The 19538-nt window shown below is 71.1% G+C and carries 16 protein-coding genes and 1 tRNA gene; 11 read left to right on the plus strand and 6 right to left on the minus strand.

What is annotated here, in order from left to right:
• Positions 1–103: 103 nt before the first annotated feature.
• From rsmG to rpmH, 6 genes are all read right to left on the minus strand, one after another.
• Positions 104–880 (minus strand): 16S rRNA (guanine(527)-N(7))-methyltransferase RsmG, encoded by a 777-nt coding sequence (rsmG, locus tag ABD345_RS01585; protein ID WP_344549807.1) that lies wholly within the window; start codon positions 878–880, stop codon positions 104–106.
• Between the two features lie 139 nt (positions 881–1019).
• Entirely contained in the window at positions 1020–1541 is a 522-nt protein-coding gene (locus tag ABD345_RS01590; RefSeq protein ID WP_030905892.1) for a R3H domain-containing nucleic acid-binding protein, read from the minus strand.
• Between the two features lie 57 nt (positions 1542–1598).
• Positions 1599–2774: a membrane protein insertase YidC gene (yidC, locus tag ABD345_RS01595; RefSeq protein ID WP_344549808.1), complete on the minus strand. Its 1176-nt coding sequence runs from the start codon at positions 2772–2774 to the stop codon at positions 1599–1601.
• Positions 2775–2777: 3 nt separating this feature from the next.
• The gene (yidD, locus tag ABD345_RS01600) at positions 2778–3092 is read right to left on the minus strand and encodes a membrane protein insertion efficiency factor YidD (RefSeq protein WP_033214182.1); all 315 of its coding nucleotides are present in this window, start codon (positions 3090–3092) and stop codon (positions 2778–2780) included.
• Positions 3089–3517 (minus strand): ribonuclease P protein component, encoded by a 429-nt coding sequence (rnpA, locus tag ABD345_RS01605; RefSeq protein ID WP_344549809.1) that lies wholly within the window; start codon positions 3515–3517, stop codon positions 3089–3091. Before rnpA ends, yidD begins: the two co-directional genes overlap by 4 nt.
• Before the next feature lie 19 nt (positions 3518–3536).
• Entirely contained in the window at positions 3537–3674 is a 138-nt protein-coding gene (rpmH, locus tag ABD345_RS01610) for a 50S ribosomal protein L34 (RefSeq protein ID WP_033214180.1), read from the minus strand.
• Positions 3675–4105: 431 nt separating this feature from the next.
• On the opposite strand from rpmH, the gene dnaA reads away from it, so the two are divergent.
• The 11 genes from dnaA to ABD345_RS01665 all read left to right on the plus strand — a co-directional run bounded on the left by dnaA (position 4106) and on the right by ABD345_RS01665 (position 19384).
• A complete protein-coding gene (gene dnaA / locus ABD345_RS01615; RefSeq protein WP_344549810.1) occupies positions 4106–5974 on the plus strand; it encodes a chromosomal replication initiator protein DnaA in 1869 nt (622 codons plus the stop codon).
• A 1240-nt stretch (positions 5975–7214) separates the two neighbouring features.
• A complete protein-coding gene (dnaN, locus tag ABD345_RS01620) occupies positions 7215–8345 on the plus strand; it encodes a DNA polymerase III subunit beta (protein ID WP_030457640.1) in 1131 nt (376 codons plus the stop codon).
• Between the two features lie 143 nt (positions 8346–8488).
• Positions 8489–9364, plus strand: coding sequence for a phosphogluconate dehydrogenase (NAD(+)-dependent, decarboxylating) (gnd, locus tag ABD345_RS01625; protein ID WP_344549811.1), 876 nt, complete (start codon positions 8489–8491; stop codon positions 9362–9364).
• A gap of 35 nt (positions 9365–9399) precedes the next feature.
• Complete coding sequence (recF, locus tag ABD345_RS01630; RefSeq protein ID WP_344549812.1) at positions 9400–10536, plus strand: DNA replication/repair protein RecF; 1137 nt, start codon at positions 9400–9402, stop codon at positions 10534–10536.
• Between the two features lie 76 nt (positions 10537–10612).
• A complete protein-coding gene (locus ABD345_RS01635) occupies positions 10613–11125 on the plus strand; it encodes a DciA family protein (RefSeq protein WP_344549813.1) in 513 nt (170 codons plus the stop codon).
• Positions 11126–11398: 273 nt separating this feature from the next.
• A complete protein-coding gene (gyrB, locus tag ABD345_RS01640) occupies positions 11399–13390 on the plus strand; it encodes a DNA topoisomerase (ATP-hydrolyzing) subunit B (RefSeq protein WP_344549814.1) in 1992 nt (663 codons plus the stop codon).
• A gap of 37 nt (positions 13391–13427) precedes the next feature.
• Positions 13428–16028, plus strand: a complete 2601-nt coding sequence (gene gyrA, locus ABD345_RS01645) for a DNA gyrase subunit A (RefSeq protein ID WP_380274025.1) — start codon at positions 13428–13430, stop codon at positions 16026–16028.
• A 152-nt stretch (positions 16029–16180) separates the two neighbouring features.
• Positions 16181–16828: a DUF3566 domain-containing protein gene (locus ABD345_RS01650; RefSeq protein ID WP_344549815.1), complete on the plus strand. Its 648-nt coding sequence runs from the start codon at positions 16181–16183 to the stop codon at positions 16826–16828.
• 222 nt (positions 16829–17050) lie between these two features.
• Positions 17051–18424 carry a class I SAM-dependent methyltransferase gene (locus tag ABD345_RS01655; protein WP_344549816.1) on the plus strand — a complete coding sequence of 458 codons (1374 nt, stop codon included), beginning with the start codon at positions 17051–17053 and terminating at the stop codon, positions 18422–18424.
• Between the two features lie 16 nt (positions 18425–18440).
• Positions 18441–18514 (plus strand) — tRNA-Ile (locus tag ABD345_RS01660).
• Between the two features lie 159 nt (positions 18515–18673).
• Positions 18674–19384: a TIGR02391 family protein gene (locus ABD345_RS01665; RefSeq protein WP_344549817.1), complete on the plus strand. Its 711-nt coding sequence runs from the start codon at positions 18674–18676 to the stop codon at positions 19382–19384.
• Positions 19385–19538 lie beyond the last annotated feature (154 nt).

Below are 19538 nucleotides of genomic sequence, written 5' to 3' on the forward strand. Positions count from 1 at the left end.
CCGGAATGTCGGGATCAGCCGACCCGACACTCCGGTCCCGGCGGAACGGAAACGGGGCGGGCGGCCCACCGGCCACCCGCCCCGAACACCAGACCGAACCGGCTCAGCGCCGCCCGCGGCCGCCGCTGCGCCGACCGGCGCCCTCGCCGCCCTTGGCACCGCGTCCGGCCCGCGCCGCCCGGGCCCGCCGGGTGGCCGCCCTGACGCCGCCGGGGCTCTCCCCCGCCTCGACCCTGACCACCCGGGTCGGGGTCACCAGCACGCCCTCGCCGACCCCGATCACCGACCACTTCACCGCACCGAGCCGGGTCAGCGCCGCCCGCGAGTCGGCCAGCTCCTGCTCCGCCGTGTCGCCCTTCAGCGCCAGCATCTGCCCGTACGGGCGCAGCAGCGGCATGCCCCAGCCGGCCAGCCGGTCCAGCGGCGCGACCGCGCGGGCGGTCACCACGTCCACCGCCAGCTTGCCGACCGTCTCCTCGGCCCGGCCGCGCAGCACCGTGACGTTCTCCAGGCCGAGTTCGCGCACCACCTCCTCCAGGAAGGTGGTGCGCCGCAGCAGCGGTTCCAGCAGGGTCACCGACACGTCCGGCCGGGCCAGCGCCACCGGGATGCCCGGCAGTCCGGCACCCGAGCCGACGTCGCACAGCGAGACCCCGGCGGGCAGCAACTCGGCCAGCACCGCGCAGTTGAGCACGTGCCGGTCCCACAGCCGGGGCACCTCGCGCGGACCGATCAGCCCGCGCTGCACCCCGGCCGTCGCCAGCAGTTCGGTGTAGCGCACGGCCTGCGGCAGCTGATCGCCGAAGATCCGTCCCGCCGCCTCCGGTGCCTGCCCCGGCCCCTCCAGCGGCGCCTCGGGCTCCGTGCCGTCCCTGTCCATCTCTGCCTCTCCGCTCACCGTCGAATCCACCCGCCCTACCAGCACTGTTCCACGTGAAACACCACTCCGCCGAAGAGCGGACGACCCCGCCCGCGCGAGGCGGGCGGGGTCGGACGCCGGAACGGCAGCACCACCGGCGTCAGGCCGGCAGCACGACCACGCACCGCTGGGGCTCCTCGCCCTCCGACTCGCTGCGCAGGCCCGCGGCGGCCACCGCGTCGTGCACCACCTTGCGCTCGAACGGGGTCATCGGCCGCAGCTTGACCTGCTCGCCGGTGCTCTTGACCCGCTCGGACGCCTCGGCGCCCAGCTCCGCCAGCTCGGCCCGCTTGCGCGCCCGGAAGCCCGCGACGTCCAGCATCAGGCGGCTGCGCTCACCGGTCTCCCGGTGCACGGCCAGCCGGGTCAGCTCCTGGAGCGCCTCCAGCACCTCGCCGTCCTGGCCCACCAGCCGCTGCAGCGTCCGGTCGTCGCCCTCGCCGACGATGGAGACCAGCGCCCGGTCCCCCTCGACGTCCATGTCGATGTCGCCGTCCAGGTCCGCGATGTCCAGCAGACCCTCCAGGTAGTCGGCGGCGATGTCACCCTCGTGCTCCAGACGCGAGAGGACGCTCTCACCGGCCGGCGCGGTGTCGACGGCGGAGGTGGTGCCATCCGTCACAGGTGGACTCCTTCGGAAACGAGGCCCTCGGGTGGGGCCGAGAACGAGGGTGGGGGACTACTTCTTCTTCGGCCGCTGGCCGGACTGGCCGCCGCGCCGCGGCTGCTGGCGCTGGCCCGGCTGGGCGCCCGGCTTCGACCCGCCCGCCTTCGTGCCGGACTTGCCGGCCCCGGCCCCGGCCTGGGCGGCCTCGGCCGGCTTGGCCTCCGCCTCCTCCACGACCGCGTCCTGCGGCTCGCCCGCCTGCTCCGCGGCGTGCGGCTGGTGCCCGGCGGACGCCTGGCGCTGCGCCTTGCTCTGCTTGCGCGGCTGCTGCCGGCGCACCTGCACGCTCTCCTCGACCGCCGCCTGGGCCTCGGCCGCCGCGCCGCCCTTGGAGCCCTTGAACATGGCGGCCAGGCCGGCCTTCTGGATCGATCCGTCCGGGTTGATCCGGCCCTGCTTCTTCAGGCGGGCCTGGCGCTCGTCCCACGCCCGGCTGCCCGGCGTCGGGTTGTTGCGGATGACGACCAGCTGCTGGGCCATCGACCAGACGTTGGTGGTGAGCCAGTAGACCAGCACACCGACCGGGAAGTTGATGCCCATCACGGCGAACATGATCGGGAAGACGTACATCAGCATCTTCTGCTGCTGCATGAACGGCGTCTTGACCGACAGGTCGACGTTCTTGGTCATCAGCTGGCGCTGGGTGATGAACTGCGACAGCGACATCAGCACGATCATGACCGCGCAGACGATCTGGATGTGGACGCTGTCCGCACCCACGAACTTCGCCGACAGCGGGGCGCCGAAGATGTGCGCCTGCTTGGCGCTCTCCAGCAGCGGCTGGTCGATGACGCCGATCGTCTTGTCGTTGGCGATCGAGGCGAGCACGCCGTAGAGGGCGGTGAAGAACGGCGCCTGCACGAGGATCGGAAGGCACGAGGAGAACGGGTTGGTGCCCGCCTCCTTGTACAGCTTCATCATCTCTTCGGACTGGCGCTGCTTGTCGTTCTTGTAGCGCTCCTGGATGGCCTTCATCTTCGGCTGGATCGCCTGCATGGCCCGGGTCGCCTTGATCTGCTTCACGAAGAGCGGGATCAGGCAGATCCGGATGACGACCACCATCATCACGATGGACAGACCCCACGCCAGGCCGCCGTCGGGGTCGAAGACGTGGCTGAACAGCGAGTGGAACTGGACGATGATCCAGGACACCGCTGTGTAGAGGGGACTCAGAAAACCGAAGGTCACCGGTCAGACTCCTTGGGCATCGGGCTTCGCCACCGGCTCCGGCTCGGCGGTCCCGCTCGTGGGGTTCAGCAGATTGCGCAGCCGGCGGTGCCACACCGGGTGCTTTCGCGGCGGAACGTGGTCAACCCCACCGGGAGACCAAGGGTTGCAGCGCAGGATGCGCCAGCCGGTCAGCCAGCCGCCCTTGATCGCGCCGTGGACGCGAACCGCCTCGTACCCGTAGCGCGAGCACGAGGGGTAATAACGGCACACCGGACCGAGCAGCGGACTGATCGTCCACTGGTAGAGCCTGATCAGGCCCATCAGCAGGTACTTCATCGCCCTGTTCCCGTCGGGGCACTGCCGGTCGGCTCCGACCTGAGCAGGCGCCGCAGCGCCGCGTCCAGGTCGTGTTCGAGGTCCGGGTACGGGGCCGTCGCCGCGGCAGGCAGCGCCCGTACCACTATCAGGCTACCTGCGGGCAACCGGGACAGACGCTCGCGGACCAGGTGACGCAGCCGACGCTTCACCGCGTTGCGGACCACTGCCGGCCCCACGGCCTTGCTCACGACGAAACCCGCACGCGCCGAAGGAAGCCCCTCGGCGACGTGCGGGTGTGAGTCGCTGTTCCGGCCGGCTCCTCCGTCGGGCTCCGCCTCTCTGTGGAGGTGGACCACCAGCAGGGGCCGACCTGCGCGGCGACCGCGTTTCACCGCGGTCGCGAAGTCCTGGCGCCGCCGCAGCCGATTCTCGGTGGGCAGCACTGCAGACCCTCTGCGCGGATCAGGCGGACAGGGCGGTGCGGCCCTTGGCACGGCGGTTCGCCAGGATGGCGCGGCCGGCACGGGTACGCATGCGCAGCCGGAAGCCGTGGGTCTTGGCGCGACGACGGTTGTTCGGCTGGAAGGTGCGCTTGCTCACTCGGGGGCTCCTGGGGTGAATCGTAGGATGACGGGGAGTCGCTTGGCCGTCACCGTGCGTCCGCGCGATCTCCCCTTGCGCTTGGGAAATCCGGTCCCGGGCCCAGATCTGCTGGGTTGAGGAACACCACGGCGCCCGTGCTGCGCGCGTCATGGAAGCGGGCGGACCCGCGGACATGCGGCAGCGGCCATCGACAACTCGACCTGGTTACGGTACGCGGGAGCGGGTCCGAGGGTCAAACCGGGTGGCCGCCGCGCCGTTGCCCACAGCCTGTGGACAGAAACTTGAATCAGCTCTGCGCGCTGACTACCGTTGCAGGACTTGTCTCTTTTGTGCTGTGTCCGCGGCCGCACCGCCGCCGCGCCACCCGAACCCCCTCCCCCAGACCTTGCCTGGCTCCCCCTGCTCGGGGAACGAGAAAGCGTGTACCAGTGGCTGATGTCAACAGCGATCTCGTCCTGATGTGGTCGAGGGTCGTCGAGCGACTGGTCAGCGACAGCGATGTCGTGGAGAAGGACAAGAACTGGGTGCGCCGCACCCAGCCGATGTGGATGATGCACGACACCGCCCTGCTCGCGGCGCCCAACGAGTTCGCCAAGCAGGTGCTGGAGGGCCGGCTGCTGCCGCAGCTGACCGAGGCCATCTCGCAGGAGTTCGGCCGCCAGGTGCGGATCGCGGTGATGGTGGACGCCAACGCCGCCCCGGCCGGCGAGCCGGACCAGGACCCGGAGCTCGACCCCGAGCCGGTCCCGGAGTGGCCGCACCCGCGTCCCGAGCAGTCCTACCCGGCGCGGGCCGAGCAGTCGTACCCGCCGCGGGCCGAGCAGCCGTACCCGGCCGGGCCGGGGGGCTACCAGCAGCAGGGACCGCCGCCCGGCGCCTGGCCGGGCCGGGCCGCCGACGACTACCAGCGGCAGCCGTACCCGTCGGGCTACCCGGCGGCCGAGCCCTACCGGGCGCCCGCCCAGGCCCCGTACCGCGACCACCAGCCCGGTGCGGAGGCCGGCGGCTGGGGCGAGCCCTCCCAGGTGCCCGAGCGGCGCCCGGAGCCCGCCCCGCGGCGCACCCACCGGCCCGGCCCGGACTCGGCGCAGGGCGACCTGTTCGGCGGGGCGCTCGGCTCCCCGGACGAGGACCGGCCGCGCCAGGGCGGCTCCCGCCGGGGTGCCCGGCCCAGCGCCCCGGCGCACGCCCCGGTCGAGCGCGCCCCCGGCGTCCCGGCCCCGCCCGGCGCTCCCCCGGCGGGCGGCCCGCGCAAGGACGAGCCGAACGCCAGGCTGAACCCCAAGTACCTGTTCGACACCTTCGTGATCGGCGCCTCCAACCGCTTCGCGCACGCCGCGGCGGTGGCGGTCGCCGAGGCGCCGGCCAAGGCGTACAACCCGCTCTTCGTCTACGGCGAGTCCGGTCTCGGCAAGACCCACCTGCTGCACGCCATCGGGCACTACTCGCGCAGCCTCTTCCCGGGCACCCGGGTGCGCTACGTGAGCTCGGAGGAGTTCACCAACGAGTTCATCAACTCGATCCGGGACGGCAAGGCGGACGCGTTCCGCAAGCGCTACCGGGACATCGACATCCTGCTGGTCGACGACATCCAGTTCCTGGCCAGCAAGGAGTCGACGCAGGAGGAGTTCTTCCACACCTTCAACACCCTGCACAACGCCAACAAGCAGATCGTCCTCTCGTCGGACCGGCCGCCCAAGCAGCTGATCACCCTGGAGGACCGGCTCCGCAACCGCTTCGAGTGGGGGCTGATCACCGACGTCACCCCGCCGGAGCTGGAGACCCGGATCGCGATCCTGCGCAAGAAGGCGATCCAGGAGCAGCTGAACGCCCCGGCCGACGTGCTGGAGTTCATCGCCTCCCGGATCACCCGCAACATCCGGGAGCTGGAGGGCGCGCTGATCCGGGTCACCGCGTTCGCCAACCTGAACCGGGCCCCGGTGGACCTGGAGCTGGCCGGGATCGTCCTGAAGGACCTGATCCCGGGCGGCGACGAGGACGCCGGTCCGGAGATCACCGCGCAGGTGATCATGCAGCAGACCGCGGCGTACTTCGGGCTGGGCGTGGAGGACCTGTGCGGGTCCTCGCGCAGCCGGGTGCTGGTGACGGCCCGTCAGATCGCCATGTACCTCTGCCGGGAGCTGACCGACCTGTCGCTGCCGAAGATCGGCGCCCAGTTCGGCGGCCGGGACCACACCACGGTGATGCACGCGGACCGCAAGATCCGCTCGCTGATGGCCGAGCGCCGGTCCATCTACAACCAGGTCACCGAGTTGACCAACCGCATCAAGAGCTAGCTAACAAAAGTCGGCCCCCGCCGGGAGCGGCTTCGAGGGCAGTGCGCCGAAGAGCCGAAAACCTTTGGCGGTACGGCAGTTGACGCATCGTAGGGGAGTCGGGCCGAGGTGGCCCGGCTCCCCTTCCGCATGCCCGGAACGGGTCCGGAGCACAACCCGGACGAGTGGCGGGCCCAGCGGCGGAAACACTCGTCCGAGTGCACGGACGGCCCTTCCGGGGACCGCGGCGGGCGCCCCGTAGTAGGGGGCGGCCCGCGGGCGGTCGCTCGAACGCCGGGCGGTCCCGGGCGGCGTCCGGCGGTGGCCGGATCGCGCCGGTCGGGGCCGGCCGGGCGGGCCCCGCGGGTGTGGAAGCACCCCCGGCGGGGCAGGAATCCGCCCGGCGGCCCGCTCGGCGGGCCCTCCGCCGCACCGAACGTTTGCGCAGCGAATCGAACGGTTCGGATGCGCATCCCGGTTTTCCACAGGAACGGGTGGGTTCTCCCCGTCCACAGGGTGCGCGGGGCGGAGTTATCCAGAGGTTCCTCCACAGGCCGATCGGGGCTACGCTCTTCGGCGCAGGTCAACCACCTGTGGACTTGTGCACAACAGTTATCCACAGGCTGTGGAGAACTGAGGGCCCGTCAGCCGGTCCACAGAGTTTTCCACAGGCCGTCCACAGGAATGGGTGAGTTATCCCCAGGTTTTCCACAGCCGTGTCCACAGTTCGGCAACATCGAATCCCTTGTCAGCCCTGGGTGTGAAAGGCGTCACGTGATGTTGATCCGCACCGGTGGATAAACCCGGGGATTTCTGTGGACAGAGCTGTGGATAACCTGTGGATACTCAGCGTGCCCTGTGGATTACTCTCCGCTGTCCACAGGAGGGCCTGGTTGTCCACAGCCGCCGTCCACAGGTCCTGTGGACAAAATCCGGCCCCTGAGCTGCGAAAACGGGGTTATCCACGGTATCCACAGGCCCTACTACTACTGCTACACATAGAGAGCTCGGAACTTGATCAACAGTGGGGGTGGCCCGAATCTGTGGACAACCGGGCTCCGACATCTGTTCGGCCCGCTTGTGCCCATCTGCCCCGGCTGTCAGCCGAGTACGTCAGACTGTCCTTCGGCAACCGGAAGCAGGACGGGGCGGAGACGATCCGCCCGGCGCCTCCCGGGGGCCCAAGAGGGTCAGACGATCAACAGCACGGCGGGCGGTACCGGCCGGCCGTGCGGCGACAGCAGCCAGGAGGCGGTTACCGGTGAAGTTCCGGGTGGAGCGTGATGTCCTCGCGGAGGCGGTGGCCTGGGCTGCCCGCAGCCTCCCCGCGCGGCCGCCGGTGCCGGTGCTGGCCGGCCTGCTGCTGACCGCGCAGGAGGGCACGCTGGCGCTCTCCGGGTTCGACTACGAGGTGTCGGCCCGGGTCGAGCTGGAGGCGGACGTGGAGGAGGCCGGCACCGTCCTGGTCTCCGGCCGCCTGCTCAACGACATCTCGCGCAACCTGCCGAACCGCCCGGTGGAGATCTCCACCGACGGCGCCCGGGTCAGCGTGGTCTGCGGCACCTCCCGCTTCACGCTGCCGACCCTGCCGGTCGACGAGTACCCGGCGCTGCCGCAGATGCCCACCGCCACCGGCACCGTCCCGGGCGACGTGTTCGCCTCCGCGGTCAGCCAGGCCGCGGTCGCCGCCGGCCGCGACGACACCCTGCCGGTGCTCACCGGCGTCCGGGTCGAGATCAACGGCAGCGGGATCACCCTGGCCGCCACCGACCGGTACCGCTTCGCCGTCCGCGAGCTGCTCTGGAAGCCCGAGCAGGACGACATCAACGCGGTCGCGCTGGTCCCCGCCAAGACCCTGCAGGACATCGCCAAGTCGCTGGGCAGCGGCGACCAGGTCACCATCGCGCTGTCCACCGGCGGCGCGGGCGAGGGCCTGATCGGCTTCGAGGGCGCCGGCCGGCGGACCACCACCCGCCTGCTGGAGGGCGAGTTCCCCAAGTTCCGGTCGATCTTCCCGACCGAGTTCTCGGCGGTCGCCGCGGTGCAGACCCAGCCCTTCCTGGAGGCGCTCAAGCGCGTCTCGCTGGTGGCCGAGCGCAACACCCCGGTCCGGCTGAACTTCGAGCAGGGCGTGCTCACCCTGGAGGCCGGCTCCGGCGACGACGCGCAGGCCACCGAGCGGATCGACGCCGACCTGGAGGGCGACGACATCTCGATCGCCTTCAACCCCGGCTACCTGGAGGAGGGGCTCAAGGCGATCGACGCCGGCTACGCGCAGCTGAGCTTCACCACCCCGACCAAGCCGGCCCTGCTCACCGGCAAGCCCGCGGTCGACGCGGAGCCGGACGAGGCGTACCAGTACCTGATCATGCCGGTCCGCCTCTCCGGCTGACCGGCCGGCACCACCAGGGGCGCGAGGGGCGGTCAGCCTCCGCGCCCCTGTGGCTGCCCGGCGCTCCCTCGGCGTCGGCGTAGGCTCAGTGGGTGCGGCAACGGCGCCGTCATCAGGCACGACACCACAGTGAAGGACTTGTCATGGAGCTCGGCCTCATCGGTCTCGGCAAGATGGGCGGCAACATGCGCGAGCGCATCCGCCGCGCCGGCCACACCGTCATCGGCTACGACCGCAACCCGGACCTCGCCGACGTCGACAGCGTCGAGCAGCTGGTCGCCAAGCTGGAGGCCCCCCGCGTGGTGTGGGTGATGGTCCCGGCCGGCGGCCCGACCCAGGAGACCGTCGAGCACCTGGCCGAGCTGCTCGCCCCCGGCGACGTGGTGGTCGACGGCGGCAACTCGCGCTGGACCGACGACGTCAAGCACGCCGAGCTGCTGGCCACCAAGGGCATCGGCTTCGTCGACTGCGGCGTCTCCGGCGGCGTCTGGGGCCTGGAGAACGGCTACGCGCTGATGTACGGCGGCGACGCCGAGCACGTCGCGAAGGTGCAGCCGGTCTTCGACGCGCTCAAGCCCGAGGGCGACTTCGGCTCGGTGCACGCGGGCAAGGTCGGCGCCGGCCACTTCGCCAAGATGGTCCACAACGGCATCGAGTACGCCATGATGCAGGCGTTCGCCGAGGGCTGGGAGCTGCTGGAGGCGGCCCCCGAGGTCACCGACGTGCGCGAGGTGTTCCGCAGCTGGCAGGAGGGCACCGTCATCCGCTCCTGGCTGCTCGACCTGGCGGTCCGGGCGCTGGACGACGACGAGCACCTGGCCAAGCTCAAGGGCTGGGCCGCCGACTCCGGCGAGGGCCGCTGGACGGTCGAGGCCGCCATCGACCACGCGGTGCCGCTGCCCGCCATCACCGCCTCGCTGTTCGCCCGCTTCGCCTCCCGCCAGGACGACTCCCCGCAGATGAAGATGATCGCCGCGCTGCGCAACCAGTTCGGCGGCCACGCGGTCGAGTCCAAGTAGCGGACCCGGACAGAAGGCGAGCGCAGTCCACCGTCATGCACGTCGCGCACCTGTCGCTCGCCGACTTCCGTTCCTACGCCCGGGTCGAGGTCCCGCTCGACCCGGGCGTCACCGCGTTCGTCGGGCCCAACGGCCAGGGCAAGACCAACCTGGTCGAGGCGATCGGCTACGTCGCCACCCTGGGCAGCCACCGGGTGGCCACCGACGCCCCGCTGATCCGGCTCGGCGCCGAGCGGGCGGTGATCCGGGCCAGCGTGGTCGCCCAGGGCGGCCGCTCCACCCTGGTCGAGCTGGAGCTCACCGCGGGCAAGGCCAACCGGGCCCGGCTGAACCGCTCCGACAACGTCCGCCCGCGCGACGTGCTGGGCGTGCTGCGCACCGTGCTGTTCGCCCCCGAGGACCTCGCCCTGGTCAAGGGCGACCCGGCCGAGCGGCGGCGCTTCCTGGACGAGCTGCTGACCGCCCGGGCCCCCCGGCTGGCCGGGGTGCGCGCCGACTACGAGCGGGTGCTCAAGCAGCGCAACGCCCTGCTGCGGACGGCGGCGATGGCCCGCCGGGCGGGCGGCGGCAAGTCCGCCGACCTGACCACCCTGGAGGTCTGGGACGGCCACCTGGCCCGGGCCGGCGCCGAGCTGACCGCCTTCCGGATCCAGCTGGTGGCCGCCCTGCAGCCGCTGGTCGCCGAGGCGTACCGGCAGCTCGCCCCGGGCGCGGGCGACACCGTGCTGGAGTACCGCTCCTCCTTCGAGGGCGAGCTGCCCACCAGCCGCGAGCAGGCCGAGCAGCAGCTGCTGGAGGCCCTGCTGGCCAACCGCCGGCAGGAGGTCGACCGCGGCCTGACCCTGGTCGGCCCGCACCGCGACGAGCTGCTGCTGCGGCTGGGCCCGCTGCCCGCCAAGGGCTACGCCAGCCACGGCGAGTCCTGGTCCTACGCGCTGGCGCTGCGGCTGGCCTCGTACGAGCTGCTGCGCTCCGAGGGCGGGGAGCCGGTGCTGGTGCTGGACGACGTGTTCGCCGAGCTGGACGCCCGCCGCCGGGACCGGCTGGCCGAGCTGGTGGCCGGCGGCGAGCAGGTGCTGGTCACCGCGGCCGTCGCCGAGGACGTGCCGAAGGCGCTGCACGGCGCCCGGTACGGCGTCTCGGGCGGCACGGTGGACCGGCTGACCCCGTGAGTCCCGCGGGCCCCCGGAACCACGTACCCTGGGCGGCTCGTCCGAGCAGTTGTCCACAGCCTGGGGATGGAGCGTGATGGCGCAGGAGCCGGAGCTTTCGGGCGTGGACCTGGCCAGGGTCGCGCTGCGGGCGGCCAAGGAGCAGGCCCGGCAGCGCGGCGAGCAGGTGCGCGAGCGGCGGGAGGCCAAGCGGACCGGGCTGCGCAGCGGCGCCCGGGCGGACGGCCGGGACCCGGTGCCGCTGGGGGCCGCGCTGAACCGGCTGATCACCGAGCGGGGCTGGGAGGCGCCGGCCGCGGTCGGCGGGGTGATGGGCCGCTGGTCGCAGATCGTCGGTCCGGACATCGCCGCGCACTGCGAGCCGAAGTCCTACGCGGAGGACGAGGCGGTGCTCACCGTGCAGTGCGACTCCACCGCCTGGGCGACTCAACTCCGTTTGTTGGCGCGGCAGTTGGTGGCCAGGCTGAATCACGAGCTGGGGCACGGCACGGTCCGGGTGATCAAGGTGCTGGGGCCGGACGCGCCGGTCCGCGGCTACGGGCGGCTGCGGGCGCCGGGGAGCAAGGGGCCGGGCGACACCTGGGGCTGACCCCGGTGGAGCGGATCGGGATCTTCCGGAATCGCTGACGGCCCTACCAGGCGCTCTGAGCCCCCCTGGCGAGTATCGGGACATGTCCCGAGGGGATTCAGGGCGGCACATCTGCCTTCAGGGGCTGCCAAACGCCCCTCTCTGTCGGTCGTACCGGTAGACTGAAGCGCAAACAACGTTGCGTGGAGCAACAGAGTCGAAACGCCGTGGTCGCACACCTGCCCGGGCAGTCGGGGAGGGGCGCGGCCCGCGCTGTGCCAGAGAGGGCGCTTCGTGGCCGATTCCGGCAACCCCAGCCAGACCCCAGACCCGTCCGACCAGAAGGCCTACGACGCCAGCGCGATCCAGGTGCTGGAGGGCCTCGACGCCGTCCGCAAGCGCCCGGGCATGTACATCGGCTCGACCGGTGAGCGCGGCCTGCACCACCTCGTCTACGAGATCGTCGACAACTCCGTCGACGAGGCGCTCGCGGGCCACGCCGACACCATCGGCGTCACGATCCTGGCCGACGGCGGCGTGCGGGTGGTGGACAACGGCCGCGGCATCCCGGTCGGCATCATGCCGGGCCAGGACAAGCCCGCCGTCGAGGTGGTGCTGACCGTCCTGCACGCGGGCGGCAAGTTCGGCGGCGGCGGCTACGCGGTCTCCGGCGGTCTGCACGGCGTCGGCATCTCGGTGGTGAACGCGCTCTCCACCCGCCTCGCGGTGGACATCAGCACCGACGGCGCCCGCTGGACGCAGGAGTACAAGTCCGGTGCCCCGGTCGCCCCGCTGGCGCGGCACGAGGAGACCGGGGAGACCGGCACCACGGTCACCTTCTGGGCCGACCCGGACATCTTCGAGACCACCGTCTACTCGTTCGAGACGCTCTCCCGGCGCTTCCAGGAGATGGCCTTCCTCAACAAGGGCCTGACCATCGCGCTGACCGACGAGCGCCCCGAGCACCTGGACGAGGAGGGCAAGCCGCTCTCCGTCACCTACCGGTACGACGGCGGCATCGCGGACTTCGTGGCCCACCTCAACTCCCGCAAGGGCGAGGTGATCCACCCCTCGGTGATCGACTTCGAGGCCGAGGACAAGGACAAGCGGATCTCCGCCGAGATCGCCATGCAGTGGAACTCGTCCTACACCGAGGGCGTGTACTCGTTCGCCAACACCATCCACACCCACAGCGGCGGCACCCACGAGGAGGGCTTCCGCGCCGCGCTGACGGGTCTGGTGAACCGGTACGCGCGCGACAAGAAGCTGCTCCGCGAGAAGGACGACAACCTCTCCGGCGAGGACATCCGCGAGGGCCTGACCGCGATCATCTCGGTCAAGCTCGGCGAGCCGCAGTTCGAGGGCCAGACCAAGGACAAGCTCGGCAACACCGAGGCCAAGACCTTCGTGCAGAAGGTGGTCAACGAGCACCTGGCCGACTGGCTGGACCGCAACCCGAACGAGGCCGCGGACATCATCCGCAAGTCCGTCCAGGCCGCCAGCGCCCGGGTCGCCGCCCGCAAGGCCCGCGACCTGACCCGGCGCAAGGGCCTGCTGGAGTCCGCCTCGCTGCCCGGCAAGCTCTCGGACTGCCAGTCCAAGGACCCGGCCGAGTGCGAGATCTTCATCGTCGAGGGCGACTCGGCCGGCGGCTCCGCCAAGCAGGGCCGCGACCCGCGCACCCAGGCGATCCTCCCGATCCGCGGCAAGATCCTGAACGTCGAGAAGGCCCGGATCGACAAGGTGCTGCAGAACACCGAGGTCCAGGCGCTGATCTCGGCCTTCGGCTGCGGCATCCAGGAGGACTACGACGCGGAGAAGCTGCGCTACCACAAGATCGTGCTGATGGCCGACGCCGACGTCGACGGACAGCACATCCGCACCCTGCTGCTGACCCTGCTGTTCCGCTTCATGCGCCCGCTGGTCGAGGCCGGGTACGTCTACCTGGCGATGCCCCCGCTCTACAAGATCAAGTGGGGCCGGGACGAGTTCGAGTACGCCTACTCCGACCGCGAGCGCGACGCGCTGATCGCGGCCGGCGTCGAGGCCGGCCGCCGACTCCCCAAGGACGACGCGATCCAGCGCTTCAAGGGCCTCGGCGAGATGAACGCCGAGGAGCTGCGCATCACCACCATGGACACCGCGCACCGCCTGCTGCTCCAGGTCACCCTGGAGGACGCCGCCCGCGCCGACGACCTGTTCTCCGTCCTGATGGGCGAGGACGTCGAGGCCCGCCGGTCCTTCATCCAGCGCAACGCCAAGGACGTCCGCTTCCTGGACGTCTGACGTCCGCCCAGGATCGTTGAAAGGAAACTGACCACCAGTGGTCGACGACAACCGTCCGGACGGCGGCGAGCAGCCCGAGGACAGCACCACCCCCATCCAGAGCGGCAACCGGGTCGAGCTCATCGAGCTCGAGACCGAGATGCAGCGCTCCTACCTCGACTACGCGATGAGCGTCATCGTCTCGCGCGCCCTGCCCGAGGTCCGCGACGGCCTCAAGCCGGTGCACCGGCGCGTGCTCTACGCGATGTACGACGGCGGCTACCGGCCCGAGAAGGGCTACTACAAGTGCGCCCGCGTGGTCGGCGACGTGATGGGCAACTACCACCCGCACGGCGACACCTCGATCTACGACACCCTGGTCCGCCTCGCCCAGACCTGGTCGATGCGGATGCCGCTGGTCGACGGCAACGGCAACTTCGGCTCCCCGGGCAACGACCCGGCCGCGGCGATGCGCTACACCGAGTGCAAGATGATGCCGCTCGCGATGGAGATGATGCGCGACATCGACGAGGAGACCGTCGACTTCGCCGCCAACTACGACGGCCGGCAGCAGGAGCCGACCGTCCTGCCCGCGCGGATCCCCAACCTGCTGATCAACGGCGCCACCGGCATCGCGGTCGGCATGGCCACCAACATCCCGCCGCACAACCTGCGCGAGGTCGCCTCCGGCGCGCTCTGGGCGCTGGAGCACCCCGAGGCGTCCAACGAGGAGCTGCTGGAAGCCCTGATCGAGCGGATCAAGGCCCCCGACTTCCCGACCGGCGCGCTGATCGTCGGCCGCCGCGGCATCGAGGACGCCTACCGCACCGGCCGCGGCTCGATCACCATGCGCGCCGTGGTCGAGGTCGAGGAGATCCAGGGCCGCCAGTGCCTGGTGATCACCGAGCTGCCGTACCAGGTCAACCCGGACAACCTCGCCCTCAAGATCGCCGACCTGGTCAAGGACGGCCGGATCGCCGGCATCGCCGACGTCCGCGACGAGTCCTCCTCGCGCACCGGCCAGCGCCTGGTCATCGTGCTCAAGCGGGACGCGGTCGCCAAGGTCGTGCTCAACAACCTGTACAAGCACACCGACCTGCAGACCAACTTCGGCGCCAACATGCTGGCCCTGGTCGACGGCGTGCCGCGCACCCTCTCGCTGGACGCCTTCATCCGGCACTGGGTCTCCCACCAGATCGAGGTCATCGTCCGCCGGACCACCTTCCGGCTGCGCAAGGCCGAGGAGCGCGCGCACATCCTGCGCGCCCTGCTCAAGGCGCTCGACCAGATCGACGCCGTGATCGCCCTGATCCGCGCCTCGGAGAGCGCCGAGGCCGCCCGCACCGGCCTGATGCAGCTGCTCGCCATCGACGAGCTGCAGGCCAACGCCATCCTCGAAATGCAGCTGCGCCGGCTGGCCGCCCTGGAGAGCGCCCGCATCCTCAGCGAGCACGACGAGCTCCAGGCCAAGATCAACGAGTACAACGCGATCCTCGCCTCGCCCTCCCGGCAGCGCGAGATCGTCTCCGAGGAGCTCACCGCGATCGTCGAGAAGTACGGCGACGAGCGGCGCTCCACCCTGATCCCCTCCGACGGCGACCTCTCGATCGAGGACCTCATCGCCGAGGAGGACATCGTGGTCACCATCACCCGCGGCGGCTACGTCAAGCGCACCCGCTCCGACCTCTACCGCTCGCAGAAGCGCGGCGGCAAGGGCGTGCGCGGCGCGCAGCTGAAGCAGGACGACCTCGTCGACCACTTCTTCGTGACCACCACGCACAACTGGATCCTGTTCTTCACCAACAAGGGCCGGGTCTACCGCGCCAAGGGCTACGAGCTCCCCGACGCCGGCCGCGACGCCCGCGGCCAGCACGTGGCCAACCTGCTGGCCTTCCAGCCGGAGGAGCACATCACCCAGGTGATGGCCGTGCGCACCTACGAGGACAAGCCGTACCTGGTCCTCGCCACCCGCGGCGGCCTGGTCAAGAAGTCCCCGCTCAAGGACTACGACTCCCCGCGCTCCGGCGGCCTGATCGCGATCAACCTCCGGCAGGACGAGGAGGGCAAGGACGACGAGCTGATCGGCGCCGAGCTGGTCTCCTCCGACGACGACCTGCTGCTGATCTCCAAGAAGGCCCAGTCGATCCGCTTCAAGGCCACCGACGAGGCGCTGCGCCCGATGAGCCGGGCCACCTCCGGAGTGAAGGGCATGTCCTTCCGCGAGGACGACGAACTGCTCTCGATGAACGTGGTGCGGCCCGGCACCTACGTCTTCACCGCCACCGACGGCGGGTACGCCAAGCGGACCTCGGTTGACGAGTACCGTGTCCAGGGACGCGGTGGTTTCGGTATCAAGGCGGCGAAGATCGTCGAAGGCCGGGGCTCGCTGGTCGGTGCCCTGGTGGTCGAGGAGAGCGACGAGATCATGGCCATCACGCTGTCCGGCGGCGTGATCCGGACCAGGGTTTCCGAAGTGCGTGAAACCGGACGTGACACCATGGGCGTCCAACTGATCAACCTCGGTAAGCGCGACGCGGTGGTGGGCATGGCCCGCAACCCGGAGGCCGACGAGGAGGAGGGCGCGGACGACGCCGTCGAGGAGACGGAGTCCGCGGCCGCCACCGAGCAGGACGCGGCCGGCGCGCCCGACCAGGGCTGACGCACGGACGCGCACCGCGGTGCCCGCCCCGCCCCACCGGCGGAGCGGGCACCGCGGGTTGAACCGCGGGCCATCGGGGCACGCGGTGCAGGAGCACAAAACGGCCCAGGACGGTGTGCCACCGCCCTGGCGAACGGTTCGGGAGGACCACGGTGAGCGGAGCCACGGGTGCTGGAGGTGCCACGGGCGGCCTGGCAGGCGGGCAGCAGGCTTACGGCGGCCCGACCCCGCCCCCGCCGCCGAGCACTCCGCCCGCGGGTGGTTTCTCCCCGCCGACCACCTACGCCAAGGGCCAGCCCACCCCGCCGCGCGGCACCCGGGTGCCGGGCGCTCCCGGGGCTCCCGGCGGCCCCGGCCAGGGCGGCGGCGGCCAGTCCCGCCGCCCCGGCGGCGGCCCCGGGCCGTCCACCGGCGGCGCCGGCCGCACCCGCAGGGCCCGGCTGCGGGTCACCAAGGCCGACCCGTGGTCGGTGATGAAGGTCAGCTTCCTGCTGTCGCTGGCCCTCGGCGTGATCATCATCGTGGCGGCCGCCGTCCTCTGGATGACCCTCGACGGCCTCGGTGTCTTCTCCTCGCTGAGCGACACCCTGAAGGACGTCACCGGCAGCGGCTCGGACAGCTCCGGCGCCTTCGACCTGATGGACTACATCGGGTTCGGCAAGGTGATGCTCTTCACCGTGCTGATCGCCCTGGTCGACATCGTCCTGATGACCGCCCTGGCCACCCTCGCCGCGTTCATCTACAACTCGGCCGCGGGCTTCACCGGCGGCATCGAACTGACCCTCGCCGAAGAGGACTGACCCGCGGTCGGTCCGGCGGAATTCCCGGGGCCCCGGAGGCTGTTGAAGCCTCCGGGGCCCTTCGCCGTGCCCGGGGCAATCGGGTGACCGCCCGGTGCACCGGGATTGGCGTTCCGGCCCGCAGAGCACAGATGGAAGAACGGGAACGGTCCGGCGGACCGCCCGGCCGCCTGCGGCGGCCACCGGGCGATCCGGCGGGCACGACTGGTCGGAGGGTCCGTCATGGCGCAGCACGCACAGCAACTGGTCGGCGCGGTGGAGGAGCTGCTCGGCCGCCCGATCCCCCTGCGGGTGCGCGCCTGGGACGGCTCCCAGGCCGGTCCGCCCGGCGCCCCGACCGTCGTGCTGCGCAACCGCCGCGCCCTGCGCCGCCTGCTCTGGGCCCCCGGCGAGCTCGGCCTGGCCCGCGCCTACGTCGCCGGGGACCTCGAAGTCGGCCCCGACAGCGACCTGTACGAGGTGCTGGCCGCCGTCGCCGCCTTCGCCGAGGACCCCGGCGCCCCCCGTCCGCGGATCGGCCCCCGCGAGTACCTCGGCGCCCCCGGCCGCCGCCTGCTGGCCGCCGGCCTGCGGCTGGGCGCGGTCGGCCCGAACCCCGCTCCCCCGGCCGAGGAGGTCCGGCACCGCCGCGGCCGGGCCCACAGCCGCCGCCGGGACCGCGCCGCGATCAGCCACCACTACGACGTCGGCAACGACTTCTACCGGCTCGTGCTGGGCTCCACCATGGTCTACTCCTGCGCCTACTGGGAGCCCGCCGCCAAGAGCCTGGAGGACGCCCAGGCCGCCAAGCTGGACCTGATCTGCCGCAAGCTCGGCCTGCGCCCCGGCATGCGCCTGCTGGACGTCGGCTGCGGCTGGGGCTCCCTGGTGCTGCACGCGGCCCGCCACTACGGCGTGACGGCGGTCGGCGTCTCCATCTCCACCGAGCAGGTCGAGCTGGCCCGCCGACGGGTCGCGGAGGCCGGCCTGGCCGACCGGATCGACATCCGGCTCCAGGACTACCGGGAGGTGCCCGACGGCCCCTTCGACGCCGTCTCCAGCGTCGGCATGGCCGAGCACGTCGGCTCCGCCCAGTACCTGGTCTACGCCCGCCGGCTGTACGAGCTGCTGGCCCCCGGCGGCCGCCTGCTCAACCACCAGATCGCCCGCCGCCCGCTGCCCCCCGGCGAGGAGTACCGGCTCTCCCCCTTCATCGACCGCTACGTGTTCCCCGACGGCGAGCTCTCCCCGGTCGGCACCACGGTCTCCCGGCTGGAGGAGGCGGGCTTCGAGGTCCGCGACGTCGAGGCGCTGCGCGAGCACTACGGCCGCACCCTGCGCGAGTGGGTCGCCAACCTGGAGGCGCACTGGCCCGAGGCGGTCGCCCTGGTCGGCCGCGGCCGGGCCCGGGTCTGGCGGCTCTACATGGCCGCCTCCGCCGTCTCCTTCGAGCAGAACCACATCGGCGTGAACCAGGTCCTGGCCGTCCGCCCCACCCCCGCGGGCGTCTCCGGCCTGCCCCCGACCCGCCCGCAGTGGCTCGCCGAGGCCGCTGAGCAGCACCGTCCGGAGGACGCCCGGGATACGGATTTGGGAGATCGGCCGTCGGTCCGCTAATCTTTCAGTGCGGCAAGGGCCTATAGCTCAGACGGTTAGAGCGCTTCCCTGATAAGGAAGAGGCCACAGGTTCAAGTCCTGTTAGGCCCACCTGCGGAAGCGCCCCGGATGGATCTCCATCCGGGGCGCTTCGTTTGCCGGGTACGCCAACGGTTCACGCCAACGGACTGGCGGACGGACCTTTGAAGCGCCTCCCTCCGCCTGAATTACTAGATGACGCGCCTCGGCTCGGGCCACCATGCTCTGCCTATGACGATCGACACAGACTGGGCCATCGCGGAGCTGAAGCAGTTCATCAGCCTGACATCGCGCCTCCGCGTCAGGATCGGCATCCGAACCAAGCGCGACGAGGCTGCACTGATTGCCAGCGCCGAGGTTGTCGAGCGGATCCTTGACCAAGTGCTTCCCGGGTGGAGGTTCAAAGTGCGGATGAGCTTCTATTCCCGGTGGGCTGAGCGGCGCGAGGGGGCTCAGCGAGCTGTGACCGCCCTTGAGCGCGAAGCTGAGGTGCGCGAGAAGCTTGGCGACAACGCCCCGTCGATCAGTGCTTCCACGTTCCATCCCTGGGTCTGGGAGGGAGCCAAGTCCCTCTGGCGGAGTCGCCACTATCGGGAGGCTGTCACCGCTGCTGCCCGCAAGATCAATGCCGAGGCGCAGAACAGGCTCAAGCGCCGTGACCTGTCCGAGACGAAGCTCTTCCAGGAAGCTCTTAGCGCCAGCGCTCCGGCTGTTGGCAAGCCTCGACTCCGGATCGTCCCGGACGATGGCTCTGATACTTACAAGAGCACTCAGCGAGGGGTCATGGCCTTTGCGGAGGGTTGCTTCGCAGCCATCCGCAATCCCAATAGTCATGAGGATGGTCTCCCGGAGCTACCCGAGCATGAGGCCCTTGAGCAGCTGGCTGCTCTGAGCCTCCTGGCGCGTTGGATCGAGGGAGCGACAGTTGAGACTGTGTCGTAAGGCATACGAGATGTGAGACTTCGGCCAGTCGCTGTAGCCAGGTGTGCACCTGCAGTGAGAAGCGATTCCCAAACCGAAGGTAGGGTCACGTTTTCGCAGGTGAGGTGTGTGGCCGTCGCTCGGTAGGCATGCTCGGACCGTCATGTCGGTGCGG

It is taken from the genome of Kitasatospora saccharophila (genome assembly GCF_039529925.1).
GTDB classification, from domain to species: domain Bacteria; phylum Actinomycetota; class Actinomycetes; order Streptomycetales; family Streptomycetaceae; genus Kitasatospora; species Kitasatospora saccharophila.

Coding starts and splice junctions, on each gene's coding strand:
- rsmG (WP_344549807.1), bottom strand. CDS start 880: ATGGACAGGGACGGCACGGAGCCCGAGGCGCCGCTGGAGGGGCCGGGG.
- recF (WP_344549812.1), top strand. CDS start 9,400: ATGCACGTCGCGCACCTGTCGCTCGCCGACTTCCGTTCCTACGCCCGG.
- ABD345_RS01665 (WP_344549817.1), top strand. CDS start 18,674: ATGACGATCGACACAGACTGGGCCATCGCGGAGCTGAAGCAGTTCATC.
- ABD345_RS01635 (WP_344549813.1), top strand. CDS start 10,613: ATGGCGCAGGAGCCGGAGCTTTCGGGCGTGGACCTGGCCAGGGTCGCG.
- ABD345_RS01655 (WP_344549816.1), top strand. CDS start 17,051: ATGGCGCAGCACGCACAGCAACTGGTCGGCGCGGTGGAGGAGCTGCTC.
- gnd (WP_344549811.1), top strand. CDS start 8,489: ATGGAGCTCGGCCTCATCGGTCTCGGCAAGATGGGCGGCAACATGCGC.
- yidD (WP_033214182.1), bottom strand. CDS start 3,092: ATGAAGTACCTGCTGATGGGCCTGATCAGGCTCTACCAGTGGACGATC.